The sequence below is a fragment of the Burkholderia sp. MSMB1835 genome, from assembly GCF_001526365.1.
Lineage (GTDB): Bacteria > Pseudomonadota > Gammaproteobacteria > Burkholderiales > Burkholderiaceae > Burkholderia.
In genome coordinates this window covers 19,122-43,684 of the sequence record NZ_LOYP01000043.1, presented here as the reverse complement: position 1 = coordinate 43,684, position 24,563 = coordinate 19,122, and the positions used below count along the sequence as shown (strand labels likewise).

The window sequence follows — 24,563 nt, the reverse complement described above, 5'->3', positions numbered from 1 at the left end:
CTGTCGGCGGCGCCCGCCGGCCGTTTCGAACCAGCCCGCATGTTCACGCTTTCCGATTTCGATTTCAATCTGCCGCCCGAGCTGATTGCACAGACCGCGCTGCCCGATCGCACCGCGAGCCGCCTGCTCGAGGTCGACGGCACCGCCGAGCCCGCGCGCCTCGTCGACCGTCGTTTCACCGAGCTGCCGTCGTGCATCGCGGCAGGCGACCTGCTCGTGTTCAACGATACCAAGGTGCTGAAGGCGCGGTTCTTCGGCCAGAAGGCCAGCGGCGGCAAGATCGAGGTGCTGATCGAGCGCGTGACCGGCACGCACACGGCGCTCGCGCAGATCCGCGCGAGCAAGTCGCCGGGCGCCGGCACGACGCTGCGCCTCGCCGATGCGTTCGACGTGACGGTCGGCGAGCGCGTCGAGCCGTTCTTCACGCTGCACTTCCCCGCGCCGTGCCTCGAGCTGATCGAGCAGTACGGCCGCCTGCCGCTGCCGCCCTACATCGAGCACGATCCCGACGCGACCGACGAAACGCGCTACCAGACCGTCTACGCGAGCAACCCGGGCGCGGTCGCCGCGCCGACGGCCGGGCTCCATTTCGACCAGCCGCTGCTGGAGAAGCTCGACGCGATGGGCGTCGAGCGCGCGACGCTGACGCTGCACGTCGGCGCCGGCACGTTCCAGCCGGTGCGCGTCGAGAACATCGCCGAGCACAAGATGCACAGCGAGTGGTACGACCTGCCGCAGTCGCTCGTCGAAAGGATCGCCGCGACCCGCGCCCGCGGCGGCAACGTGATCGCGGTGGGCACGACGTCGATGCGCGCGCTCGAAGCCGCCGCGCGCTCGGCCGACGAAGCGGGCCGCCCGCTCGCGGCGACGCAGGCCGAAACCGACATCTTCATCACGCCCGGCTACCGTTTCCGCGTGGTCGACCGGCTCGTCACGAACTTCCACCTGCCGAAATCGACGCTGCTGATGCTGGTATCCGCGTTCGCGGGCGTCGAGACGATCCGCGCCGCGTACCGGCACGCGATCGCCGAACGCTACCGCTTCTTCAGCTACGGCGACGCGATGCTGCTCACGCGACGCGACACGCCGGAGGCGCCGCGCGCGTAAGTACAGCGGGCGCGACGGCCCGCGCGCCACGCACCGCGCGGCCGCCGTTGCATCGCGACGCCCGTATTCCCGCTGCGCGCGCTACGCTTTTGCGCGCCCCCGCTTTTCCCCGCCGCCGGCTGCCCGGCGGCGTTACCAACATGCGCCGGACTGTTTTCCGGTGGCAAGGAGAATGACGCGATGACCGAAGGTTCATCCCACGATACGCCCGCTGATACGCACGCCCCCGTGCAGGACCGCCCCGCGAACGGGCTCGAATTCGAACTGCTGACGACCGACGGCCACGCGCGCCGCGGCCGCGTGAAGCTCAACCACGGCACGGTCGAGACGCCGATCTTCATGCCGGTCGGCACGTACGGCACCGTGAAGGCGATCCAGCCGCGCGAACTGCACGAAATCAAGGCCCAGATCATCCTCGGCAACACGTTCCACCTGTGGCTGCGCCCGGGCCTCGACACGATCGACGCGCACGGCGGCCTGCACGGCTTCATGGGCTGGAACAAGCCGATCCTGACCGACTCGGGCGGCTTCCAGGTGTTCTCGCTCGGCGACCTGCGCAAGATCACCGAGGACGGCGTCACGTTCGCGTCGCCGATCAACGGCGACAAGCTGTTCCTGTCGCCGGAAGTGTCGATGCAGATCCAGAAGGTGCTGAACTCGGACATCGTGATGCAGTTCGACGAATGCACGCCGTACGCGACCAACGGCGTGCCGACCACGCACAAGGAAGCGGCCGACTCGATGCGCATGTCGCTGCGCTGGGCGAAGCGCTCGCTCGACGAATTCGACCGGCTCGGCAATCCGAACGCGCTGTTCGGGATCGTGCAGGGCGGGATGTTCGAGGACTTGCGCGACGAATCGCTCGCGGGCCTGTCCGAACTCGGCTTCCACGGCCTCGCGATCGGGGGGCTGTCGGTCGGCGAGCCGAAGGAGGACATGATGCGCGTGCTGCGCCACGTCGGCCCGAAGCTGCCGGCGAACAAGCCGCACTACCTGATGGGCGTCGGCACGCCGGAGGATCTGGTCGAAGGCGTCGCGAACGGCGTCGACATGTTCGACTGCGTGATGCCGACCCGCAACGCGCGCAACGGCTGGCTCTTCACGCGCTTCGGCGACGTGAAGATCCGCAACGCGACGCACAAGAACTCGCTGAAGCCGCTCGATGCGAGCTGCACGTGCTACACGTGCCAGAATTTCTCGCGCGGCTACCTGCATCACCTGCACCGGGTCGGCGAAATCCTCGGCGCGCAGCTCAACACGATCCACAACCTGCACTACTACCTGCAACTGATGAGCGAGATCCGCGACGCGATCGAAACGCATACGTTCGACGCGTTCCGGCAGCGCTTCGCGGAGGATCGCGCGAGAGGGGTCGACTGACCGGCCGGCGGGCGGCCCCTGTAGGACACGACCTGAAAGAAAACCATATCCAATAGGACACGCACTAAAAAACCCCGGCCCGCCCGCCGAACCGAGCCATCAAACATTACAATTGCCTTTCCAGGCAAGCCGCAACGGTATCGGTTCGCGCTTTAACAGCTTGATCCGAAAGCGCATTTGCCGCGCCGTTTGCGCATGGGGCCGGTGGTAGAATAACCGGCTTATTTTTCGATCTTCCCCTACGGAGAGACCAACGTGCCGTTCATTTCCAATGCCTTCGCGCAAGGTGCCGGTGGCGCCGAATCGAGCCTGATGAGCTTCCTGCCGCTCATCCTGATGTTCGCGGTGCTGTACTTCATCATGATCCGTCCGCAGATGAAGCGCCAGAAGGAACACCGCAACATGCTCGCGGCCATGGCGAAGGGCGACGAAGTCGTCACGAGCGGCGGCCTCGTCGGCAAGGTGACGAAGGTCACCGAAGGCTACATCGGCGTCGAAATCGCCGAAGGCACCGAAATCACCGTGCAGAAGGCTGCCGTCACGACCATTCTGCCGAAGGGCACGATCAAGTCGCTGTAAGGCTTATACCGAGCGTCCGGCTCCCCGCGCCGTGCCCGCCTGAGAGAGCGGGCCGCCGCGGCGCCGGACGCGACGCTTTCACGCCAACCACCCGTTCGGCCCCCTCATGAATCGTTATCCACTCTGGAAATATGTCGTGATGGTCGTGGCGCTCGCCATCGGCCTTCTGTACACATTGCCCAACTTCTTCGGCGAAGCGCCGGCGGTGCAGGTGTCGAGCGGCAAGGCCACGGTCAAGCTCGACTCGGCCACGCTGACCCAGGTCGAATCGGCGCTCGCGTCCGCGCAGATCACGCCGGACGACGTCACCTTCGAGAACACGGCGACCAACGCGAACATCCGCGTGCGCCTGAAGGACACCGATACGCAGCTGCGCGTCAAGGACCTGCTGCAGAAGTCGCTGAACGCCGACCCGAACGATCCGCAGTACGTCGTCGCACTGAACCTGCAAAGCGCGTCGCCGCGCTGGCTGACCGCCCTGCACGCGCTGCCGATGTATCTCGGCCTCGACCTGCGCGGCGGTGTGCACTTCCTGCTCCAGGTCGACATGACGGGCGCGCTCACGAAGAAGCTCGACTCCGACGCGTCCGACGCGCGCACGCTGCTGCGCGACAAGAACATCCGCGACGGCGGCGTGAGCCGCGTCGAGCAGTCCGTGGTCGTCAACTTCAGCGATGCGCAGACGGCGGAAGACGCCCGCAAGGTGCTCGCCGCGTCGATCACCGAGCTGCAATGGGCGACGCAGCCCGGCGGCGGCGGCACGCAGGTGGTCGGCACCTTCACGCCGGCCGTGCAGAAGTCCGTGGAAGACGCCGCGCTCAAGCAGAACCTGACCACCCTCCACAACCGCGTGAACGAACTCGGCGTGTCCGAGCCGATCCTGCAGCAGCAAGGCAGCGACCGCATCGTCGTCGAACTGCCGGGCGTGCAGGACACCGCGAAGGCGAAGGACATCATCGGCCGCACCGCGACGCTCGAGGCGCGCCTCGCCGACCCGATCAACACGCACCCGAACCCGAACGACCCCGTGCCGCCGGGCGAGGAACTGTTCACGCAGGGCAACCAGGCGCCCGTGCTGCTGAAGAAGGACGTGATCTTCACCGGCGATCGCATCATCGACGCGTCGGCCGGCTTCGACGATCACCAGCGTCCGTCGGTCAACATCCGCCTCGATTCGGCGGGCGGCCGCGCGGTGCGCGCGGTGTCGCGCGAGAACATCGGCAAGCCGATGGCGATGGTGCTGTTCGAGAAGGGCAAGGGCGAAGTGCTGACGGTCGCGACGATCCAGTCCGAACTCGGCGACCGCTTCCAGATCACGGGCCAGCCGACGCCGCAGGCCGCGGCCGACCTCGCGCTGCTGCTGCGCGCCGGTTCGCTCGCCGCGCCGATGGACATCATCGAGGAACGCACGATCGGCCCGAGCCTCGGCGCCGACAACATCAAGATGGGCATCCACTCGGTGATCTGGGGCTTCTGCGCGATCGCCGTGTTCATGGTCGCGTACTACATGCTGTTCGGCGTGGTGTCGGTGATCGGCCTGTCGGTGAACCTGTTGCTGCTCGTCGCCGTGCTGTCGCTGATGCAGGCGACGCTGACGCTGCCGGGCATCGCGGCCATCGCGCTCGCGCTCGGCATGGCGATCGACTCGAACGTGCTGATCAACGAGCGCGTGCGCGAGGAACTGCGCGCCGGCCAGCCGCCGCAGCTCGCGATCCAGGCCGGCTACGCGCACGCGTGGGCGACGATTCTCGACTCGAACGTCACGACGCTGATCGCCGGCCTCGCGCTGCTCGCGTTCGGCTCGGGCCCGGTTCGCGCGTTCGCGATCGTGCACTGCCTCGGCATCCTGACGTCGATGTTCTCCGCGGTGTTCTTCTCGCGCGGGATCGTCAACCTCTGGTACGGCGGCCGCAAGAAGCTGAAGTCGCTCGCGATCGGCCAGGTGTGGAAGCCGGAAGGCGCCGCTGCCGGTGCCGCCGGCGCGTCGTTCGACGCGGCCGACGAATCGACCGACACCGCCCGTGCCGCGAAGCTCGCCGCCCCCGCGAAGAGCAACGCGCCGCGCGCCGGCAAGCCGCAGTTGCGCAACCGCGCGCAGCAAGGCGTGTCGCCGAAGAAACCGGGCTCGACCCAATAAGGCCCCGGAGACGAAGCCATGGAATTTTTCCGCATCCGTAAAGACATTCCGTTCATGCGGCACGCGCTGGTGTTCAACGTGATCTCGCTGGTCACGTTCCTCGCCGCCGTGTTCTTCCTGTTCCACCGCGGGCTGCACCTGTCCGTCGAATTCACCGGCGGCACGGTGATCGAGGTCCAGTACCAGCAGGCCGCGCAGCTCGAACCCGTGCGCGCGACGCTCGGCAAGCTCGGCTATGCCGATGCGCAGGTGCAGAACTTCGGCACGTCGCGCAACGTGCTGATCCGCCTGCAACTGAAGGAAGGCCTCACGTCCGCGCAGCAGAGCGACCAGGTGATGGGCGCGCTGAAGGCGCAGAGCCCGGACGTGACGCTGCAGCGCGTCGAGTTCGTCGGCCCGCAAGTCGGCCGCGAGCTCGCGACCGACGGTCTGCTCGCGCTCGCGTGCGTCGTGATCGGCATCGTGATCTACCTGTCGTTCCGCTTCGAATGGAAGTACGCGGTGGCCGGCATCATCGCCAACCTGCACGACGTCGTGATCATTCTCGGCTTCTTCGCGTTCTTCCAGTGGGAGTTCTCGCTGGCGGTGCTCGCGGCGATCCTCGCGGTGCTCGGCTACTCGGTCAACGAGTCGGTCGTCATCTTCGACCGGATCCGCGAAACGTTCCGCCGCGAACGCAAGATGAGCGTGCAGGAAGTGATCAACCACGCGATCACGACCACGATGTCGCGCACGATCATCACGCACACGTCGACGGAAATGATGGTGCTGTCGATGTTCTTCTTCGGCGGCCCGACGCTGCACTACTTCGCGCTCGCGCTGACGGTCGGCATCATGTTCGGCATCTACTCGTCGGTGTTCGTCGCGGGCTCGCTCGCGATGTGGCTCGGCATCAAGCGCGAAGACCTGATCAAGGAAAAGAAGGCCGCGCACGATCCGGACGATCCGAACGCCGGCGCGCAGGTTTGAGCGCCACGCCGTTTCGGCTTCGAAAAACCGGCCCGTTTGGGCCGGTTTTTTTATGTGCGGGGCCACCGCGGTACGGCACGCGGTCGGCGCGGTCGCGAGGGTCGGCTACAATCGTCACCGCCCTGCCCCGTCGCGTGCCGGTTGCCTTCGCGCACCCGGCACGCGCCTCGCCACCCGTCCGAACGTGCGGTCCCGATGATGCCTCCCATGCGTGTCGTTCGTCGCCTCGCCGTCTGCGCAGCCGTCGCGACCGCGTGCCCGTATGCGCCGCTCGCCGGTGCGCAACCGGCATCCGCGCCGCCCGCCGCTTCACCCTCCGCCGCTTCACCCTCCGCCGCTTCGCTGCCTGCCGCTTCACCCGCCGCCGCTCCGGCGCCCGCCGCCCAACCGCCGTCGCCCTGCCCGCCCGACTGGGAGCCGCAGCTCTGCGAACTGAAAGCGGCGGTCGAAGTGCTGAAGAAACAGCACCTGACCGACGTCGATATCGGCGCGCTGCTCGACGCCGCGACCCACGAAGGCATCAAGACGCTGCCGTACGCACGCTTCTTCAACGCGAAGGAAGAGCAGGAACGGCGCGACGACGAACGGCGCGCGCGCGACGGCACGCCGGGCATCGGCATCGTGTTCGAGACGCGGCCCGACGGGCTGCACATCATCGACGTGATTCCCGATGCGCCGGCCGAAAAAGCCGGCGTGCGGCCCGACGATCTCGTCGTCGCGATGAACGACCGAAGCGTCGTCGGCATCGACGGCAGCGAGTTGATGAAGCTCGCGAAGGGCGACGCGGGCGTGCCGCTGAAGCTCACCGTGCAGCGCGGCCCGAAGCATGCGGTGCTGAGCTTCGCGCCCGTGCGCACGATCGTCAAACCGCATCCGGCGACCGCGAAGCGGCTCGACGGCGACATCCTGTACACGCGGCTGTCGAGCTTTCCGGAGCCGGCGGTCGGCGACTATATCGACGCGGTGCAGGCCGCTCGCCGCACGGGACCGCCGCCGAAGGGCGTGATCCTCGACCTGCGCATCAACGGCGGCGGCGCGCTCAATGCGGCGATCGGCATCACCGCGCTGTTCGCGGGACGCGACCGCACCGCGATGGTGACGGTCGAGCGCGGCGACACGCACCGCCGCCGCTACACGACCAACTGGCCCGACTACGAACTGCCCGTCATGCACGGCCAGGACCCGCTCGCGCCGCTGCAGGCCGACGACTGGTGGCGCACGGTGCCGCTCGTGGTGCTGGTCGACGGGCAGAGCGCGTCGGCGGCCGAAGCGACCGCGGCCGCGCTGAAGGATCTCGGCCGCGCGAAACTGCTCGGCATGCCGACCTACGGGAAAGGGCTCGCGCAGACGGGCGTCGACCTGATCGACGGCACGCGTCTCAATTTCACGTTCGCGCGCAACCTGCGGCCGAACGGCTGCCCGATGGACGGCTATGGCGTCGTGCCGGACTGGCTCGTGCCGCCGCGCGTCGATTCGGACGTCGACGGCGTGCTGCTGTGGTACCGGGAAGTCGATCTTCCGCGCGCACCGTACGCGGACCGCCAGGCGCCCGATCCGTTCGCGAAGGTGCGCAAGGATCGGCAGAAGCTGCGCGAGCGGCGCGCATTCGCGAAGATCGATACGGCGAGGAGCGCGGCGCTGCCGCAGCGCGCGTTCGGCACGGCCGCCGACTGGCAGCTCCGACAGGCGCTCGCCGCGCTCGCGGGGCGCCCGGTCCGGAGCGTCGACGCGCCGCCGCAACTGATGCCGGCGCAACCGGTGTGCGAGCGCGGCGGCAACTGACGCGCCGCCCGCCCCCTTTCAGCGAAACCCGAACCGCCGCCGCAGCACGACCAGCGCCGCGAGGCTCAGCACGGCCGCGAACATCAGGTAGAAGCTCGGCGCGGTCTTCATCCCGGTCTCGCGGATCAGCCACGCGATGATGAACGGCCCGAAGCCGCCGAAGATCGTCACCGCGACGTTATACGCGAGCGACATCCCGGTCGTGCGCGTCTGCACCGGAAACACCTCGGACAACAGCCCCGGCAGCGCCGCGAAGTAGCCGGTCATCAGGAACGCGAGCAGCACCTGCAGCGCGATCAGCGTGCCGAAGCCCGGATGCGCGACGAGATACGCGAACGCCGGATAGATCAGCACGAGAATGCCGAGCGCCGGCGCGATCATCACGCGCACGCGGCCGTAGCGATCCGACCAGTGGCCGACGAGCGGCGCGAACGCCATCTGGATCACGCCGACGACGAGAATCGCCGCGAATGCGGCCGACGGCGCGAGGCCGAGCTGCTTCACGCCGTAGGTCGGCATGAACAGCACGAGATAGGTCGCGACGGTGCCGAGCACAACCACGCCCATTGCCGCGACGAGGCGCGCCTTGTGCGACGCGAACGTATCGCGCAGCGGGTTCGCGGTGCCTTCGGCCGCGAGGAATTCGGGCGTCTCGTCGACCTTGGTGCGGATGTAGTACGCGACCGGCCCGAGCAGCAGCCCGAAGAAGAACGGCACGCGCCAGCCCCACGACGCCATCTGCGCGGCCGACAGCTGCGCGTTCAGCACGGTGCCGAAGCCCGCGGCGAGCAGCGTCGTGAGTCCCTGGCTCGCGACCTGCCAGCTCGCGAAGAAGCCGCGCCGGCCCGGCACGTGCTCGGCGAGGAACGCGGTCGCGCTGCCGAACTCGCCGCCTGCCGAAAAGCCCTGCATCAGCCGCGCGGCGACGAGGATCACCGGCGCGGCGACGCCGATCGTCTCGTAGGTCGGCAACACCGCGATGATCAGCGTGCCGGCCATCATCAGCAGGATCGACAGCGTGAGCGCGGCCTTGCGGCCCGCGCGGTCGGCATACGCGCCCAGCACGATCGCGCCGAGCGGCCGCATGAAGAACGACACGCCGAACGTGCCGAGCGTGAGCAGCAACGACACGGTGTCGTTGCCGGCGGGGAAGAACAGCTTCGAGATCGTCACCGCGAAAAAACCGTAGACGACGAGATCGAACCACTCGAGCGCGTTGCCGATCGACGCGGCGATCACCGCGCGCCAGACGCGCGGCGACGAGGCAATGGAACGGGACTGCGTGACGGCATGCATCGGCGATCTCCTTGTCGTTGTACGTTCTGTTCGAGGCGGCCGCCGTCGCGCCGTCGGCCTGCCGGCGCCGCATGACCGCATGGCCGCATGGCCGCATGGCCGCATGCTGCGCTCGGGCGATTATAGGCGCGCAAAAAAAACCGCCGTGCCCCGGTCACGGGAGCGCGGCGGTTTGCCCGCAGGGGCCGGCACGATGGCCGGCCCGGCCGGAGCGTCTTACTGCTGCTTGACCGCTTCGGCCGTGATCAGCAGCTTCGTCTTCATCTTGAAGCCGTACTGCTTGCCGTAGTCGAGACCGAAATCGTCGCGGCTGAATTCGCCGACCGCGTCGACGCCGCACACTTCACGCTTGAGCATCGGGTGCGGCATGCACTTGAACGAATCGATCTTCAGCGTGAGCGGCTTCGTGACGCCGTGCAGCGTCAGATTGCCGACCACCGACACCGGCTTGTCGCCGTCGAACTTGATCGTGCCCTTGTAGTTCGCCTGCGGGAACTTCGCCGCATCGAAGAACTCGGCCGTCTGCAGGTGCTCGTCGAGCTTCGCGCTGCCCGTGTGGATCGACGCGATGTCGGTCGTCACGTCGACCGTGCCGGTCTTCGCCGCGCGATCGAGCGTCACGGTGCCGCTCGACTTGTCGAACTTGCCGCGCCAGACCGACAGGCCGCCGAAGTGGTCGGCCTCGAAGCTCGGGTACGTATGGCTCGGGTCGAACTGGTAGGTCGCGCTTTCGGCGAAGGCCGAGAACGACAGCGAAGCAGCCAGCGCGCCGGCGGCGATGATCAGATGCTTTTTCAAACTTTTTCTCCTGGAAACGGCGCCGCGCCCTCGCGCGGCATACAGTTGAGGCGGCAACCTGCCGCTTACTTCGTGGCGACGAGATGGAACTTGATCTGCACTTCGTCCGCGACGATCGACGTGTCCTTCCACTCGCCGGTGCCGACGTTGAAGGCCGAGCGCTTGATCGGCAGCACGCCGTCGAACGTCTGCGTCGCGCCGTTTTGCGCGACCGTGACGGGCACCGTGACGGTCTCGGTCTTGCCCTTGATCGTCAGCTTGCCGGTCACGTTGTACTTGTTGCCGCCGGCCGGCGCGATCGCCGACGACACGAACGTCGCCTGCGGATAGGCCTTCGCGTCGAACCAGTCCTTGCCGGCGACCTGGTCGTTGTACATCTTGTCGCCGAGGTCGAAGCTCGCGACGTCGACCGTCATTTGCGCGCTGCCCTGCGCGGCCTTCGCCGGGTCGAACTTCACCTGCGCGGAAAACTTCTTGAACGCGCCTTCGGTCGGCACGTTCATCTGCTTCGACACGGCGGACACCTTGCTCTTCGCGAGATCGACGTCGGCATGCGCCGCGCCCGACGCGACAAACGCCGCCGCGGCGAGCGCGGTCAGCATGGAGCGGGAGAAAGACACTTTCATGGGATCCTTCATTTGGCAAAGGGAAGCATGCGCGACAACAGGCCGTCGCGGTCCAACAACTGATGCTTGAGCGCCGCGAGCACGTGCATCGCGACGAGCGCAAGCAGAATGTAATTCAAAGACACGTGCAGCGTCTTGAAGGTTTCCTTGAGCGCCGGATCGGGGTCGATCAGGCGCGGCAGCGGCACGATGCCGAGATAAACGACCGGGATGTTCGACGCCGAGCTGTACAGGTAGCCCGTCGCCGGAATCACGATCATCAGCACGTACAGCAGCATGTGCACGCCGTGCGACGCCGCGCGCTGCCACGCCGGCGTGTCGCCCGGCAGCGGCGGCGGCACGTGGGTCGCACGCCAGAGCACGCGCACGACGGCGAGTGCGAACACCGTCACGCCGATCCACTTGTGCCACGAGAAGTACTTCAGCTTGGTGGGCGTGAAGCCGGGAATGTCCGTCATCACCCAGCCGAGCGCGAAGCCGCAGACGATCAGCAGCGCGATCAGCCAGTGCAGGGCGATCGCGGTAGGCGCGTAGCGTGCCGGTGCGGCCGGCGGCGATTTCGATGCCATCTTGGGTTCCTCAGTTCAGCGAACGGCTGCGCCGGTAAATTCGGCCGACGCATGTCGAGGGCGCCATGCTACCGCAACCTTTTGACGCGCGCGGACTCTGAGGACTGGCGCGCCAGCCGGCTGACGGCTTCGCGCCATGTTACCGACCGGTCACGCAACTCACGATCCTTGACCCATCGAAAAAGCCCTTTTGGTAAGATTGGCGCGGGTTCCGGCCCCGTCGACGCGTTCCCCCGGCCGTCGCAGCACCGCCTTTTCCATGCAACGATACGACCTGATTGCCTGCCACGAATGCGACGCACTGTTGCATAAACCGCGCCTGAGCGGCCGCGAGATCGCACGCTGTCCGCGCTGCGACGCGCTGCTCTATCGCAACAGCACCACGCAGATCGAGCGCATCACCGCGCTCGCGGTCGCGGCGCTCGTCACGTTCGTCATCGCGCAGACGTTCCCGATCCTCGAAATGGACCTGAACGGCACACGCGTGCAGACGACGCTGATCGGCGCGATCGACGCGCTGTGGCATCAGGACATGGCGATCGTCGGCGTGATGGTGTTCTGTTCGACCGTGCTGTTCCCGCTCGTCGAGATGGCCGCGCTCCTTTACGTGCTGCTGCCGATCCGGCGCGGCATCGTGCCGCCCGGCCTCAACCTCGTGCTGCGCACGATCCAGCTCGTGCGGCCGTGGGGGATGATCGAGGTGTTCATGCTCGGCATCGTGGTCACGATCGTGAAGATGGTGAGCCTCGCGCGCGTCGTGCCCGACGCGGCGCTGTTCGCGTTCGGCGCGCTCACGCTGATGACCGCCGTCGTGCTGATGTTCGACCCGCGCACGGTATGGGACATCGCCGACGACCTGCGCGCCGGCCGCGCGCCCGAGCGGCCCGACCCGGCCGCGCCGCTGCCGGACGCGCCCCGCCGATGACGCAGCCCACGCCTACCGCCGCCCGCGAGGGCTACGCCAGCTGTCACGCGTGCGGGCTCGTGCAGACGATCGACCGGCCGCACGCGCATTGCGCGCGCTGCGGCAGCGCGCTTCACGTGCGCACGCCGAACAGCATCATGCGCACGTGGGCGCTGCTGCTCGCGGCCGCGATCCTCTACATTCCGGCGAACCTGCTGCCGATCATGCGGACGTCGTCGATCGTCGGGTCGCAGCAGGACACGATCATGAGCGGCGTCATCTATTTCTGGACGTCCGGCGACTGGCCGCTCGCCGTGGTCGTGTTCGTCGCCAGCATTCTCGTGCCGATGCTCAAGCTCGCCGTCCTGACGATCCTCGTCACCAGCGCGCAGCGCCGCGCCGCCTGGCGGCCGCTGCAGCGCACGCGCCTCTATCGGATCGTCGAGCGCATCGGCCGCTGGTCGATGCTCGACATCTTCGTCGTGACGCTGACCGTCGCGCTCGTCCATTTCCGTTCGCTCGCCGTCATCACGGCCGGCCCCGGCGCACTCGCGTTCGGCTCGGTCGTGATCCTGACGATGCTCGCGTCGATGCAGTTCGATCCCCGTCTGATCTGGGATCCAGTCGAAACCTCAGGGAATCACCATGAATAGTCCACAAGGCCCGCAGCACGACGCGCCCCGGCCGCCCGATCCGGCGATCTCGACGAAAAGCGGCTGGCTGCCGTCGCTCGTCTGGCTCGTGCCGCTGATCGCCGCGCTGATCGGCATCGGCCTCGTGATCAAGTCCGTGCGCGAGCGCGGCCCGGAAATCACGATCAGCTTCCACAGCGCCGAAGGGCTCGAGCCGGGCAAGACCCAGGTCAAGTACAAGGACGTCGAGATCGGCATGGTCAAGACGATCAAGCTGTCGAAGGACCTGTCGCGCGTGCTGGTGCAGGTGCAGCTCAAGAAGGAAGCCGAGGACTTCGCGGTCCAGGGCTCGCGCTTCTGGATCGTGCGCCCGCGCGTGGGCGCGACCGGCGTGTCGGGGCTCGGCACGCTGCTGTCCGGCGCGTACATCGGCGTCGACGCCGGTCACGGGCAGGACACGCTGACCGACTTCACCGGCCTCGAGACGCCGCCCGCCGTCACGGGCGACCAGAAAGGCACGCAGTACGTGCTGCGCGGCGATTCGCTCGGCTCGGTCGACATCGGCTCGCCGGTCTACTACCGCCGCGTCCAGGTCGGCCAGGTGGTCGGCTTCTCGCTCGACAAGGACGGCACGGGCGTCACGTTCAACGTGTTCGTCAATGCGCCGTACGACCAGTACGTCGGCATGAACTCGCGCTGGTGGCAGGCGAGCGGCGTCGATCTGCGGCTCGACTCGAGCGGCCTGAAGCTGAACACGCAGTCGCTCGCGACGGTGATCCTCGGCGGCATCGCGTTCCAGACGCCGCCGAACCAGGGCAGCGGCACGACCGCGCCGAACAACACGACGTTCCGTCTCGGCTCCGACGAGGGCGACGCGATGCGCGACCCGGACGGCCAGCCGCTGCAGGTCGTGATGAACTTCAACCAGTCGCTGCGCGGGCTCGCCGTCGGCGCACCGGTCGACTTCCGCGGCATCGTGCTCGGCGAAGTGACGAACATCGGCATCGACTTCGATCCGAAGACGAAGAACTTCCTGATGCCGGTGACGATGAACGTGTATCCGGAACGCCTCGGCCGCCGCTTCCGCGAGACGATCGAGAGCAAGGGCGAACCGGCGCGCCGCGAAATCGTCGAGCGGCTCGTCCAGCACGGGCTGCGCGGCCAGCTGCGCACCGGCAACCTGCTGACGAGCCAGTTGTACGTCGCGCTCGACTTCTTCCCGAAGGCGCCGGCCGTGAAGATCGACACGGCCCGCCAGCCGCTCGAGCTGCCGACCGTGCCGAATACGCTCGACGAGCTGCAGTTGCAGGTCGCCGACATCGCGAAGAAGCTCGACAAGGTGCCGTTCGACCAGATCGGCGCGAACCTGAACAGCGCGCTCGCGAACGCCGACAAGCTGTTCAAGCAGCTCGACACGCAGGTCGCGCCGGAAGCGCGCGACACGCTGTCGGCCGCGAAGCAGACCTTCTCGACCGCCGAGGCGACGCTGCAGCAGGATTCGCCGCTGCAGTCCGACGTGCGCGGCGCGCTGAAGGAACTCACGCGCACGCTGCAATCGCTGAACGCGCTCGCCGACTATCTGGAGCGCCACCCCGAATCGCTGCTCAAGGGCAAGCCAGGAGATAAACCATGACGACACGCGTGAACGGTTTCGCGAGCGGCGCGGCGGCAGTCTTCGCCGCACTCGCGCTCGCCGCGTGCAGCTCGCCGCCCGCGCGGTTCTACACGCTCAGCCCGGCCGACGCCGCGGCGCCGCTGCGCACCGCGCCGGCCAACCCGGCGTTCCTGATCGAGGTGCCGTCGGTCGGCGTGCCGGAGCAGGTCGCGAGGAACCAGTTGGTCGTGCAGAAGAACGCCGCGCAGGTCGACGTGCTCGAGCAGGAACGCTGGGCGTCGCCGCCCGCCGACGAGATCCGGCGCGCGCTGTCGGACGATCTCGCCGCTCGGCTCGGCACGATCGACGTCGCGAATTCCGCCTATCCGGCCGGCGTGCCCGTGTATCGCATCAGCGTGAACGTGCAGCGCTTCGAGTCGTGGCCCGGCAAGCGGGCCGCGATCGACGCCGTGTGGAGCGTGCGCTCGCTCGCCACGCAGGCTGTGATGACCTGCCGCACGAGCGTCGCCGAACCGGTCGCCGACGGCTACGACGCACTCGTCGCCGGCCACCGGCGCGCGCTCGACGCGCTTGCCACGCAGGCCGCGGACGGCGTGCGCGCGATGGCCGCCCGCCGCGGCGCGCCGGCCGCGCCCGCCGCCGGCGGCAAGACGACGGCCGCGCCGGTCGTACCGTGCCCGGCCAATCCGACGTCCGGCGGCGACGCCGGCGCGACGGGCAAGTCCGGCGCATAAGCGAACGCCGACGGCGCGCAGGCGAACGTTCGGCACGGCGTTCGCCCGCGCGGTGCCGAACGGCGCGGCGCGACCGGCCGCGCGCGCCGCCCGTCGGAGGCTGCACGCCGCCGGCCTCGCGCACCGCCTTCATCGGCCGAACGGCCCTTTACATTCTTTGTCAAAGCCGCCGGAACCCGCGCCATGCAACGCGGTCGGCTTGCGTTTTCCGGCCCGATTGACGATCCTACGCACTTTCGGGCTCGCGCCGTTCGTCGTGCGCACCAGCCAGCGGCGCCGAGCCGCGTTCGGCCCGGCCGCCGTGCCTCCCGGCGCTGCGCGCGGTCGGCGTGCACCGCAGCGGGGCAGCCGCATCGCGGGTCGCCGCGCCCCGTCCGGCGCCGGCTCCGTCTCACCCGTTCTCCCGGCGCCGCGCCGTTTCCCCGGCCGGCATCCCGAACCCGCCCGTCCCGGGCTTTCGCTATTCCGTTTATGTTTCGTTCCCTGACGACCCTGATCAAGAAGTGGCGCGCGTCGCGCAATGCCGGTCACCAGCTCGATGCGCTGCTCGCGCATGCCGACGCCGACGCGTCGTACGCCGAGCGCAGCGAATGGCTGATCGAGCTCGCGCACTGGCTGCGCCGCAACGGCACGGTGCAGGACGCGCCGGCCGAGCGCGACGCCGACACGCGCGCGTATCCGGCGCATGCGCGGCTGCGCTACCTGTTTCACGTGCTCGATCGCAACCCAGCGTGGAAAGCGCACGCCGCGCGCATCCTGCGCGGCATCCTGCGCGAGTGCGACGGCATCTCGCTGCTATGCGACGCCGGCATGCCCGTGCATTCGGGCTTCTTCGGCGCGCTGTTCGAGCGGATCGATTCGTCGCTGATCCCGCCCGCGCCGAACCGCCGCGAGCTGTCGGCGCTGTTCACGCTGATGTTCCCGACGCCCGAGGACGCGAAATGGATCGACGCGCTGCCCGACGATCTGCTCGCGCGCCTCGCCGAGCTGATCTCGTTCGACGTCACCGACGAAGAGCGCCACGAGCCCGGCTCGTTCTCGCGCGACCTGCTGGCCGCGCTGCACAACCTGACCTGCCAGATCAGCTCGACCGGCCTGTCGCAGACGGTGCGCAGCCGGCTGTCCGACGACGATGCGCGCAAGCCGCTCGAATCGCAGCCGTTCTACCGCCTCACGCGCGCGATGCTCGCGGTCGAGACCGCGCACGCGGCCGTCGAGGACGGCGGCGACCCGAGCAAGCTGCTGCACGAGGTGAACTACCTGCGCGTGCTGCTCGACGAATGCCGGATCGCCGTCGACAACGTGTTCGCGCACCTGTACCGCAACGGCGTGTCGGTCGACATCGTGTTCCAGGTCGAGCGGATGCGCATGCGCATCCTGCGCGCGGAAATGCTGCTCAACGCGTGGATGGCGCGCGACGACCTGCACGGCATGGCGCACCTGACCGCCGAGCTCGTCGACGCGAACCAGAGCAGCCAGAGCGTCGCGCACCTCGTGCGCAGCAACTTCTCGCTGTTCGCGCGCAAGCTCGTCGAGACCAACGCGGACACCGGCGAGCACTACATCTCGCGCGGCCGGGCCGAGTATCTGAAGATGTTGCGGATGGCGGCCGGTGGCGGCCTCGTCACGGTCGCGACCGTGTGCGTGAAGTTCGCGATCACGGGTGCGCACCTGCAGTCGATGCTCGAAGGGCTGCTGGCGGGCATCAACTACGCGGCCAGCTTCATGCTGATGCACTTCCTGCATTTCACGCTCGCGACCAAGCAGCCCGCGATGACCGCGCCGACGCTCGCGCGCGAACTCGACGACACCGGTCACGAGGAAGGCGTGAAGGCGTTCGTCGCGTCGGTGATCGCACTGATCCGCACGCAGGCGGCCGCGATTTCCGGGAACGTGGTCGTCGTGCTGCCCGTGTGCCTGCTCGTGCAGCTGTTCGCGGCCAACGTCATGCATACGAACCTGATCTCGCCGGAGAAGGCGCACGCGACGCTGCATTCGTTCTCGCTGCTCGGCCCGACGCCGTTCTATGCGGCGCTCACCGGCGTGCTGCTGTGGGCGTCGAGCCTGCTCGCGGGCTGGGCCGACAACTGGTTCGTGCTGCACCGCGTCGGCGACGCACTCGCGTACAACCGCCGGCTGCGCCTGACGCTCGGCGCGGCCGGCGCCGCGAAGCTCGCGCATTTCTGCCGGTCGAACGTCGCCGGCGTGGTCGCGAACGTCGGCCTCGGCCTGATGCTCGGCCTCGTCCCGGCGATCGTCACCGTGTTCATGTTCCCGTTCGAGGTGCGGCACGTGACGCTGTCGGCCGGCTCGATCGGGGTCGCGCTCGGCGTGCTGGGCAAGGATGCGCTCGGCACGCCCGAACTGTGGTGGGCCGGCGCCGGCGTGCTCAGCATGGCCTTCCTCAACGTGCTCGTGAGCTTCGCACTCGCGTTCACGATGGCCGTGCGCTCGCGCAGCCTGCGCCCGACCAAGGTGCGCGCGCTCGTCGCCGCGATCGTCCGCACGGTGCTCGCGAAGCCGTCCGCGCTGTTCTGGCCGGCGGGCAACCCGGCCGCGCGCGCCGGCCAGCCGGGCGCGCACTGACCGGCGGCGGGGAGGTGGAGCGGCGGCGCCCCGCCGCCCCCGCCGCCCTCCCGGCACGCGCGAGCGGCCGCCGCGCCGGCGCCGCCGCGCCGAAACGCCGGCCCCGGTCGGCCGCGCCGCGTACAATAGTGGACTTTTGCACGTCCTCACCCGCCTTATGTCCTCGCCCACCCTGTTCGAATTCTTCGCCCCCTGCCCGCGCGGCCTCGAAGCGGCGCTTGCCGCCGAGCTGGCCGAAATCGCCGGCCGCCACCTGAACGGCGCGCCGTTCGCCGCGGGCGCGCAGGTGCCGGGCGGCGTCCATTTCAGCGGCGGCTGGGCCGCCGGCATGGCCGCGAACCTCCATTCGCGGATCGCGAGCCGGATCCTGCTGAAGATCGCGCACCGCGCGTACCGCAACGAGCAGGACGTCTATGCGCTCGCGCTCGAGCAGCCGTGGGAGCGCTGGTTCGCCGCCACGCAGACGCTGCGGGTCGACATCACCGCGATCAAGTCGCCGCTGAAGAGCCTCGAATTCGCGACGTTGCGCGTGAAGGACGCGATCTGCGACCGGATGCGCGACAAGACCGGCGCGCGCCCGAGCATCGACACCGGTGCGCCGGACGTGCGCGTGTTCGCGTTCCTGACGGCGGGCGAATGCACGCTGTACCTCGATACGTCGGGCGAGCCGCTGTTCAAGCGCGGCTGGCGTCTCGACAAGGGCGCGGCGCCGCTGCGGGAGAACCTCGCGGCCGGCATCCTGCGCCTGACCGGCTGGACGCCCGGCACCGCGCTGTACGACCCGATGTGCGGCAGCGGCACGTTCCTCGCGGAAGCCGCGCAGATCGCGCTCGGCGTGGCGCCCGGCGTCGAGCGCCGGTTCGGCTTCGAAAAGCTCAAGCAGTACGACATCACCGCGTGGCAGGGGCTGAAGGTCCCCGCGCTCGACGCGAAGCGCGCGGCGCGGGCCAGGCGCGGCGACGCGCTCGGCGTGTACGGCAGCGACATCTCCGGCGACATGCTCGAGAAAGCGCGCGCGAACCTCGAGCGCGCGGGCGTGCCGTCGGTGTGGCTCAAGCAGGTCGATGCGCGCGGGATGACGCCGCCGTGCGACGGGCCGGGCATCCTCCTCGCGAACCCGCCGTACGGCGAGCGGATCGAAGTGCGCGGCCGCAGCGCGCGCGGCGAGGTGCGCGAAACCGGCCGCAACCGCGGCAACGACGACGCATTCCGTCGCACGCACACCGACGCGCCGGACAGCGAGTTCTTCAACGCGCTCGGCGATGCGCTGAAGCAGCGCTTCACGGGCTGGCAGGCGTTCCTGCTGACGTCCGACCGTTCGCTGCCGGGCCAGTTGCGCCTGCGCGAATCGGCCAAGACGCCGCTGTTCAACGGCGCGCTCGAATGCCGGCTGTTCCGCTTCGACCTGATCGCCGGCAGCGTGAAGGCACGCGCGGCCGCGCCGGAGGGCGACGCGTAAGCCATCCGTGCGCTTGCGCAAGCCACGACGTGCAGGGGCCGCCATCGCGGCCCCTGTGCTTTTCCGCTGCCGGTCAATGCTTCGACTGCGACCAGCGCGCCATCGTGAACGGCAGTGCATGCCCCGTCTCGAGCAGCGTCTTCAGGCTCGACAGCACGACCGGCCAGCCGCCGCGAATCCCGCGGTCCATCTCCGAACCGGGCACCAGCCCGTCGTGCGTGACGGTCAGCTTCACGACGCCCTCGTGCGGCTCGACCAGATAGGTCACGCGCGATTCCTCGCCCTCCCCCGACGGCGTGCGCCACGTGACGACCAGCCGGCGCGGTGGATCGTGCTCGACCACTTCGCCGACGATGTCGACCCGCGACGGATCGTCGTAGTCCTGATGTTCCCACCGCGAACCCGGCCGCCAGTCGGGCGACGCATTGCGATGCCGCACCCAGTAGTCCTTCGTCAGCTCGGCATTGGTCAGCGCGTCGAACACGCGCTCGGGCGTGGCCGCGATGAAGGTCACGTACACGAAGTCGGGATTACTCATTGTCGTCTCCCGTGTCGCGGGGCGCTTCCAGCCCCCGCTTGAGGTCCGCCAGCGCCTGCAGGCGCTGACGCTCGAACTTGCCGATCCAGCGTTGCGCGATGTCGTGGATCGGCACCGGATTCAGGTAATGCAGCTTCTCCCGGCCGCGCCACGTCGTCGCGACGAGATTCGCGGCCTCGAGCAGCGCGAGATGCTTGCTCACGGCCTGCCGGCTCATCGCGAGCCCGTCGCACAGCTCGGACACGGTCTGGCCGTTTTTTGCGTACAGCAGATCGAGCAACCGACGGCGCGTGGCGTCGGCCAGCGCCTTGAAAACGAGGTCCATGCCGCTCCCGGGTCGATGGCCTTATTATGCAACCGAATGGTTGCATGTCAAGGGTGACAACTCTACTGACAATACGGTGTCAGCAGCCCGCGATCACACTGCAATCCCGGCGCAATGCAGGCTGGTTTTCCCCATCGAATCCGCATAACAACGCACCACAAGGAGCTCGTCATGACGTCAGCAACCGCCACTGCAACCGTGGAACGCGCGATCGCCTGGTTCGACATTCCGTCCCTCGATTTCGACCGCGCGATCCGCTTTTACGAAACCGTGCTGCAAACCACGTTGCAGCGCGAGGTCATCGGCGGCGTGCCGATGGCGACGTTCGATCGCGACGCATCGAGCACGGGCGGCAGCATCGTGTTCGATCCGCAGCAGATGAAGCCGAGCGCGAACGGCGTGCTCGTCTACCTGAACGCCGGCGAATCGGTCGTCGCGGCGCTCGAACGCGCGAAGCGCGCGGGCGGCGTCGTGCAGGGCTCCGTCGTCGAGCTGCCGAACAACTACGGCTACGTCGGCTACCTGATCGACACGGAAGGCAACCGCGTCGGCCTGCACGCGCCGAAATGCCACTGAACGCAGCGGTCGGCGGGCCCGCGCGGCGCTATCATCGCGAAGTCCCCGTAGCCAGAGGAATCGAGGTGCCGTCATGACCCGCCGTGCCGACCGCCTGTTCCAGATCGCCGAGCTGTTGCGCGGGCGTCGTCTCACGACCGCGCAGCAACTGGCCGACTGGCTGTCGGTGTCGCCGCGCACGGTCTACCGCGACGTACGCGATCTGCAACTGTCGGGGGTGCCGATCGAAGGCGAGGCCGGCATCGGCTACCGGCTGAACCGCAACGCGAGCCTGCCGCCGCTCACGTTCACGGCCGAGGAGCTGGCGGCGCTCGCCACCGGCGCGCGCATGCTCGAGACCTGGGGCGGTGCGCGCTTCGCGAGCGGCGCGCGCTCGGCGCTCGCGAAGATCGCGTCGGCGATGCCGGCCGACAAGCGTACGGCGCTCGACCGGCTGCCCGTGTTCGCGCCGTCGTTCCACATCGACGCGACGTTTTGCGCGAAGGTCGACGCGATCCACCAGGCGATCGACACGCGCCACATCGTCAGCTTCGACTATCGCGACCGGCTCGGCGCGCATTCGCAGCGTCGCGTCTGGCCGCTCGGGCTCGTCTACTGGGGCGGGCGCTGGACGATCGGCGCGTGGTGCGAGCTGCGCGACGATTTCCGCACCTTCGACATCGCGCGGATGGGCGACATCACCGTGCACGAGCAGTTTCCGGACATGGAGGGCCGGCGGATCGCCGACTACATGCGGATCGCGGAAGCGCCGATGCGCTGACGCGGCGTGGCGGCGCGCGCGATCGGATCGGGGCGGGTTCTCCGCGACCGGGCTCAACCGATATGCGTCGCGACGGACGGCTATGCGCGCCTGATCGATCCGGCCGCCCGCGTGCGCGACACGATGGCCGCCTGCGTCGCACACCTCGTCGCACCATGAAAAAGGCCCGGCCGGCTCGAGAACTGCGCCGGTCGGGCCTGTCCGCGGCCGCGGCGCCCGCGCATCGAAGCGGGCGCCGCGTGCCGGTGCCTGCGTTACTCGACCGCCTTCACCATGTCCTCGATGACCTTCTTCGCATCGCCGAACACCATCATTGTCTTGTCCATGTAGAACAGGTCGTTGTCGAGGCCCGCGTAGCCGGCCGCCATCGAACGCTTGTTGACGATCACCGTGCGCGCCTTGTACGCCTCGATGATCGGCATCCCCGCGATCGGCGATTTCGGATCGTTCTTCGCGGCCGGGTTCACGACGTCGTTCGCGCCGAGTACGAGCACCACGTCCACCTGGCCGAATTCGCCGTTGATGTCCTCCATCTCGTGCACGATCTCGTACGGCACTTCCGCTTCCGCGAGCAACACGTTCATGTGGCCCGGCATCCGGCCGGCGACGGGATGGATCGCGTACTTCACGTCGATGCCCTTCTCGACCAGCTTGTCGGTCAGCTCCTTCAGCGCGTGCTGCGCACGGGCGACGGCGAGCCCGTAACCCGGCACGATCACGACCGATTCCGCGTTGCCGAGCATGAACGCCGCGTCGTCGGCCGAACCCGACTTCACCGGCCGCTGCTCCTGCGCGCCCGCCGCGCCGCCGGCCGCCGCTTCCCCGCCGAACCCGCCGAGGATCACGTTGAAGAACGAGCGGTTCATCGCGTGGCACATGATGTACGACAGGATCGCGCCCGACGAGCCGACCAGCGAACCCGCGATGATCAGCATCGCGTTGTTCAGCGAGAAGCCGATGCCGGCCGCCGCCCAGCCCGAGTACGAGTTCAGCATCGACACGACCACCGGCATGTCCGCGCCGCCGATCGGAATGATGATCAGCACGCCGAGCACGAACGCGATCGCCGTCATGATGATGAACGGCAGCCACGCCTGCGTGATGAAGAACAGGATGCCGAAGCCGAGCATCGCGATCGCGAGCATCAGGTTGATCAGGTGCTGGCCCGCGTACACGACCGGCGCGCCCTGGAACAGCCGGAACTTGTACTTGCCCGACAGCTTGCCGAACGCGATCACCGAACCGGAGAACGTGATCGCGCCGACGAACGTGCCGATGAACAGCTCGACGCGGTTGCCGTACGGGATGAAGCTCGACGACACCGCGTCCTGCGGCACGAGGCCGAACGCTTCCGGCTCCGACACCACCGCATACGCGATGCACACGGCCGCGAGACCGATCAGCGAGTGCATGGCCGCGACGAGTTCCGGCATCTTCGTCATCTCGACGCGCGCGGCGACGAACGCGCCGACGCCGCCGCCGACGATCAGCGCGCCGAGCACGAGCGCGAGGCCGAGCGGCAGGTTCGCGCCGAGCCACGCGGCCTGCTTGACGATCAGCGCGATCGTCGTGAGGATCGCGATGGCCATCCCGACCATCCCGAACAGGTTGCCGCGCCGCGCGCTCTTCGGATTCGACAGGCCCTTCAGCGCCTGGATGAAGCACACCGACGCGACGAGGTACAGCAGCGTAACGACGTTCATGCTCATCGCGCGCCCTCCTTGCCGCCCTCGATGCGCTTGGGCTCCTTCTTGCGGAACATCTCGAGCATGCGCCTCGTCACGAGAAAGCCGCCGAACACGTTGACGGCCGCGAGCGCGACCGCGAGCGTGCCGAAGAACTTGCCGGTCGCGCCGACGGTGAGCGCCGCCGCGAGCATCGCGCCGACGATCACGATCGCCGAGATCGCGTTGGTCACGGCCATCAGCGGCGTATGCAGCGCCGGCGTGACGTTCCAGACGACGTGGTAGCCGACGTACACCGCCAGCACGAAGATGATCACGTTGATCACCGTGTGATTGATGACTTCCATGGTCTCCTCCGTTATTTGCGCGTGACTTCGCCGTCGCGGCACAACAGCGTCGCGGCGACGATGTCGTCGGTCAGGTCGATGTTCAGCGTGCCTTCCTTCGTGACGATCAGCTTCGTGAAGTCGAGCAGGTTGCGCGCGTACAGCGCCGACGCGTCCGACGCGACCATCGACGCGAGATTCGTGTAGCCGGCGATCGTCACGCCGTCGTGCACGATCACCTGGTCGGCGACGGTCAGCGGGCAGTTGCCGCCCCGGCGGCCGTCGATTTCCGGGCCGCGGCCGGCCGCGAGATCGACGAGCACCGAGCCGGGCTTCATCGCCTGCGCGGTGTCGACCGAGATCAGCGTCGGCGCCGGGCGCCCGGGAATCAGCGCGGTGGTGATCACGATGTCGGCCTGCCTCGCCCGCTCGTGCACGAGCGCGGCCTGGCGGCCGAGCCACGATGCCGGCATCGGGCGCGCATAGCCGCCGACACCCTGCGCGGCTTCGCGCTCTTCGTCGGTTTCGAACGGGACGTCGAGGAATTTCGCGCCGAGCGACTCGATCTGCTCCTTCACGGCCGGCCGCACGTCGGACGCCTCGATCACCGCGCCCAGCCGCTTCGCGGTCGCGATTGCCTGCAGGCCCGCGACGCCCGCGCCGAGAATCAGCACGCGCGCCGCCTTCACGGTGCCCGCGGCCGTCATCAGCATCGGCATGAAGCGCGGATACAGCGACGCGGCCACCAGCACGGCCTTGTAGCCGGCGATGTTCGCCTGCGACGACAGCACGTCGAGACTCTGCGCACGCGTGGTGCGCGGCGCGGCCTCGAGCGCGAAACCGGTCACGCCGGCCGCGGCGAGTTTCGCCGCCTGCTCGCCGTTGAACGGCTCGAGCATGCCGATCAGCACGGTGCCGCGCTTGAGCAACGGCAGTTCGGCGTCGGTGGGCGCCTGGACCTTCAGGACGAGATCGGCGTCGAACGCGGCCGACTGGTCGGTCAATTCGGCGCCGACGGCCGCATAGGCTTCGTCGGGATAGCTGGCTGCGCTGCCGGCCCCTTTCGCGATACTGACGCGATGGCCGGCCGCCGCGTATTTCTTCACGGTTTCCGGCGTCGCAGCCACACGCGCCTCGTTGGCCCGCGTTTCAGCAGGCACTCCAATATGCATCGTCAGTT

General features: G+C 68.4%; 23 protein-coding genes. 14 read left to right on the top strand and 9 right to left on the bottom strand.

Features of this window, described 5'->3' with window-relative positions; all coding sequences use genetic code 11:
• Window positions 1-39 precede the first annotated feature (39 nt).
• The 6 genes from queA (at window position 40) to WS96_RS19080 (ending at window position 7,954) form a co-directional block, all read left to right on the top strand.
• Window positions 40-1,107, top strand: a complete 1,068-nt coding sequence (queA, locus tag WS96_RS19105; RefSeq protein ID WP_059834585.1) for a tRNA preQ1(34) S-adenosylmethionine ribosyltransferase-isomerase QueA — start codon at window positions 40-42, stop codon at window positions 1,105-1,107.
• A 180-nt stretch (window positions 1,108-1,287) separates the two neighbouring features.
• Window positions 1,288-2,487 (top strand): tRNA guanosine(34) transglycosylase Tgt, encoded by a 1,200-nt coding sequence (gene tgt, locus WS96_RS19100; RefSeq protein ID WP_059834583.1) that lies wholly within the window; start codon window positions 1,288-1,290, stop codon window positions 2,485-2,487.
• A 255-nt stretch (window positions 2,488-2,742) separates the two neighbouring features.
• The gene (gene yajC, locus WS96_RS19095) at window positions 2,743-3,066 is read left to right on the top strand and encodes a preprotein translocase subunit YajC (protein WP_006476868.1); all 324 of its coding nucleotides are present in this window, start codon (window positions 2,743-2,745) and stop codon (window positions 3,064-3,066) included.
• A 106-nt stretch (window positions 3,067-3,172) separates the two neighbouring features.
• Window positions 3,173-5,203 carry a protein translocase subunit SecD gene (gene secD / locus WS96_RS19090; RefSeq protein ID WP_059834581.1) on the top strand — a complete coding sequence of 677 codons (2,031 nt, stop codon included), beginning with the start codon at window positions 3,173-3,175 and terminating at the stop codon, window positions 5,201-5,203.
• Between the two features lie 18 nt (window positions 5,204-5,221).
• Window positions 5,222-6,172 carry a protein translocase subunit SecF gene (secF, locus tag WS96_RS19085; RefSeq protein ID WP_034206449.1) on the top strand — a complete coding sequence of 317 codons (951 nt, stop codon included), beginning with the start codon at window positions 5,222-5,224 and terminating at the stop codon, window positions 6,170-6,172.
• Window positions 6,173-6,379: 207 nt separating this feature from the next.
• Window positions 6,380-7,954: a S41 family peptidase gene (locus WS96_RS19080; protein WP_179949958.1), complete on the top strand. Its 1,575-nt coding sequence runs from the start codon at window positions 6,380-6,382 to the stop codon at window positions 7,952-7,954.
• Between the two features lie 18 nt (window positions 7,955-7,972).
• On the opposite strand, the gene WS96_RS19075 is transcribed toward WS96_RS19080, so the two are convergent.
• The 4 genes from WS96_RS19075 to WS96_RS19060 all read right to left on the bottom strand — a co-directional run bounded on the left by WS96_RS19075 (window position 7,973) and on the right by WS96_RS19060 (window position 11,243).
• A complete protein-coding gene (locus WS96_RS19075) occupies window positions 7,973-9,250 on the bottom strand; it encodes an MFS transporter (RefSeq protein WP_059834580.1) in 1,278 nt (425 codons plus the stop codon).
• Window positions 9,251-9,466: 216 nt separating this feature from the next.
• Entirely contained in the window at window positions 9,467-10,048 is a 582-nt protein-coding gene (locus WS96_RS19070; RefSeq protein ID WP_006476873.1) for a YceI family protein, read from the bottom strand.
• A gap of 65 nt (window positions 10,049-10,113) precedes the next feature.
• Entirely contained in the window at window positions 10,114-10,674 is a 561-nt protein-coding gene (locus WS96_RS19065) for a YceI family protein (RefSeq protein ID WP_059834732.1), read from the bottom strand.
• An 8-nt stretch (window positions 10,675-10,682) separates the two neighbouring features.
• Window positions 10,683-11,243 (bottom strand): cytochrome b, encoded by a 561-nt coding sequence (locus WS96_RS19060; protein ID WP_034206446.1) that lies wholly within the window; start codon window positions 11,241-11,243, stop codon window positions 10,683-10,685.
• A 259-nt stretch (window positions 11,244-11,502) separates the two neighbouring features.
• On the opposite strand from WS96_RS19060, the gene WS96_RS19055 reads away from it, so the two are divergent.
• The 6 genes from WS96_RS19055 to WS96_RS19030 all read left to right on the top strand — a co-directional run bounded on the left by WS96_RS19055 (window position 11,503) and on the right by WS96_RS19030 (window position 19,173).
• Window positions 11,503-12,168 (top strand): paraquat-inducible protein A, encoded by a 666-nt coding sequence (locus tag WS96_RS19055; protein ID WP_059834578.1) that lies wholly within the window; start codon window positions 11,503-11,505, stop codon window positions 12,166-12,168.
• Window positions 12,165-12,800, top strand: a complete 636-nt coding sequence (locus WS96_RS19050) for a paraquat-inducible protein A (RefSeq protein ID WP_059834576.1) — start codon at window positions 12,165-12,167, stop codon at window positions 12,798-12,800. The genes WS96_RS19055 and WS96_RS19050 overlap by 4 nt, the downstream gene beginning before the upstream one ends.
• The gene (locus WS96_RS19045; protein WP_034206443.1) at window positions 12,793-14,412 is read left to right on the top strand and encodes a PqiB family protein; all 1,620 of its coding nucleotides are present in this window, start codon (window positions 12,793-12,795) and stop codon (window positions 14,410-14,412) included. The genes WS96_RS19050 and WS96_RS19045 overlap by 8 nt, the downstream gene beginning before the upstream one ends.
• A complete protein-coding gene (locus WS96_RS19040; RefSeq protein WP_059834574.1) occupies window positions 14,409-15,128 on the top strand; it encodes a PqiC family protein in 720 nt (239 codons plus the stop codon). Before WS96_RS19045 ends, WS96_RS19040 begins: the two co-directional genes overlap by 4 nt.
• Before the next feature lie 471 nt (window positions 15,129-15,599).
• The gene (locus tag WS96_RS19035) at window positions 15,600-17,714 is read left to right on the top strand and encodes a site-specific recombinase (protein ID WP_059834572.1); all 2,115 of its coding nucleotides are present in this window, start codon (window positions 15,600-15,602) and stop codon (window positions 17,712-17,714) included.
• A 157-nt stretch (window positions 17,715-17,871) separates the two neighbouring features.
• Window positions 17,872-19,173, top strand: coding sequence for a THUMP domain-containing class I SAM-dependent RNA methyltransferase (locus tag WS96_RS19030; RefSeq protein WP_034206440.1), 1,302 nt, complete (start codon window positions 17,872-17,874; stop codon window positions 19,171-19,173).
• A 73-nt stretch (window positions 19,174-19,246) separates the two neighbouring features.
• On the opposite strand, the gene WS96_RS19025 is transcribed toward WS96_RS19030, so the two are convergent.
• Window positions 19,247-19,711 (bottom strand): SRPBCC family protein, encoded by a 465-nt coding sequence (locus WS96_RS19025; protein ID WP_059834570.1) that lies wholly within the window; start codon window positions 19,709-19,711, stop codon window positions 19,247-19,249.
• The gene (locus tag WS96_RS19020; RefSeq protein ID WP_059834568.1) at window positions 19,704-20,036 is read right to left on the bottom strand and encodes an ArsR/SmtB family transcription factor; all 333 of its coding nucleotides are present in this window, start codon (window positions 20,034-20,036) and stop codon (window positions 19,704-19,706) included. Before WS96_RS19020 ends, WS96_RS19025 begins: the two co-directional genes overlap by 8 nt.
• Window positions 20,037-20,207: 171 nt before the next feature.
• On the opposite strand from WS96_RS19020, the gene WS96_RS19015 reads away from it, so the two are divergent.
• Together WS96_RS19015 and WS96_RS19010 are read left to right on the top strand one after the other, a co-directional pair.
• A complete protein-coding gene (locus WS96_RS19015; protein ID WP_034206437.1) occupies window positions 20,208-20,612 on the top strand; it encodes a VOC family protein in 405 nt (134 codons plus the stop codon).
• A 73-nt stretch (window positions 20,613-20,685) separates the two neighbouring features.
• Entirely contained in the window at window positions 20,686-21,372 is a 687-nt protein-coding gene (locus tag WS96_RS19010) for a helix-turn-helix transcriptional regulator (protein WP_059501008.1), read from the top strand.
• Window positions 21,373-21,626: 254 nt separating this feature from the next.
• Here WS96_RS19010 and WS96_RS19005 read toward each other — a convergent pair whose 3' ends face one another.
• Genes WS96_RS19005 through WS96_RS18995 form a run of 3 tightly spaced genes read right to left on the bottom strand, consistent with a single transcriptional unit; the run spans window position 21,627 to window position 24,555 of the window.
• On the bottom strand, window positions 21,627-23,081 hold the full coding sequence (locus WS96_RS19005) for an NAD(P)(+) transhydrogenase (Re/Si-specific) subunit beta (protein ID WP_006483443.1): 1,455 nt from the start codon (window positions 23,079-23,081) through the stop codon (window positions 21,627-21,629).
• The gene (locus tag WS96_RS19000) at window positions 23,078-23,404 is read right to left on the bottom strand and encodes an NAD(P) transhydrogenase subunit alpha (protein WP_012327914.1); all 327 of its coding nucleotides are present in this window, start codon (window positions 23,402-23,404) and stop codon (window positions 23,078-23,080) included. The genes WS96_RS19005 and WS96_RS19000 overlap by 4 nt, the downstream gene beginning before the upstream one ends.
• A gap of 11 nt (window positions 23,405-23,415) precedes the next feature.
• The gene (locus WS96_RS18995) at window positions 23,416-24,555 is read right to left on the bottom strand and encodes a Re/Si-specific NAD(P)(+) transhydrogenase subunit alpha (protein ID WP_059834566.1); all 1,140 of its coding nucleotides are present in this window, start codon (window positions 24,553-24,555) and stop codon (window positions 23,416-23,418) included.
• Between the last annotated feature and the right edge of the window lie 8 nt (window positions 24,556-24,563).